Source organism: Bartonella sp. AC535YNZD (assembly GCF_042196625.1).
Lineage (GTDB): Bacteria > Pseudomonadota > Alphaproteobacteria > Rhizobiales > Rhizobiaceae > Bartonella.
Map to the genome: position 1 here is coordinate 1 of NZ_JBHIQP010000057.1, position 991 is coordinate 991.

Genomic DNA, 991 nt, shown 5'->3' on the forward strand with positions numbered 1-991 from the left:
ATTATGCTATTCAGGATGTTCGGAAAGAAGCAAGACAAGCTGCTGCTATTGGTCTAGCGGTGTCCAACTTACGTTACAATGATGCACCAGGAAAGTTAAGTGTTGCATTTGGTAGTGGTATATGGCTCAATCAGTCCGCATTTGCTCTTGGTGCTGGTTATACATCTGAAGATGGAAATATCCGCTCTAGTCTATCTGTGACAAATGCCGGAGGGCACTGGGGTGTCGGTGTAGGATTAAGCTTAACTCTAAATTAATAAAATTCACTACGATTATTTTCAAAAACGCTCCTGTCTATACGAGACAGGGGCGAAAAGAGTTACACGATTAAAAGAACGGCTCTCACAAATAACAAAGTCAGCATTAATATTGAAAATAAAAAAAGAGAAAATGTATGAAGAGTGGTGTGTTTTACGCAAATTTGACAGAATTCGTGGAGGGGGGTAGTTGGTTGTTACATGACAGTAAGCAGCGGATAAGACAGTTTTTGATGATGCAAAAAAAATGTAGATAAATACTTTTCTGAATCCAAGGATAATGCGATGAATAATGGTGTTAACGAATCGTAATCCTCCACCGATATGAAATTTGAAATGTTTAGTTATGCCATTGAAGATGTTCGGAAAGAGGCAAGACAAGCAGCGACTGTTGGTTTGGCAGTGGCAGGTTTGCGTTATAACGATACACTAGGAAAGTTAAGTGTTGCATTTGGTAGTGGTATATGGCTCAATCAGTCCGCATTTGCTCTTGGTACTAGGTTATATATCAGAGGATGGCTTCATTTGCTCTAATATATCCGCAACAAGTTCTGCGGAGATTAGAGAAGAGGTGTTGGCTTAAGATTAAAGCTGCGTTGATGATAGCAAGGGATTCTTTTAACGACATTTATTCTTATTTTATTAAAATGAGTGTGAATATTTTTTTACAGATGCACAGTATTTATCTAGAGATAAGCATAATATTTGATGACACTATAAATTTTGAGGTTTTA

At 37.6% G+C, this 991-nt stretch carries 1 protein-coding gene and 1 pseudogene; both read left to right on the top strand.

Annotated elements, in window-relative coordinates; genetic code table 11:
- A partial coding sequence (locus ACFIM8_RS09120; RefSeq protein WP_375607607.1) for a YadA-like family protein occupies nt 1-257 on the top strand: 257 nt, incomplete at its 5' end.
- Nucleotides 258-575: 318 nt separating this feature from the next.
- Nucleotides 576-840: pseudogene (locus tag ACFIM8_RS09125) on the top strand (YadA-like family protein); the annotation flags it as partial.
- Nucleotides 841-991 lie beyond the last annotated feature (151 nt).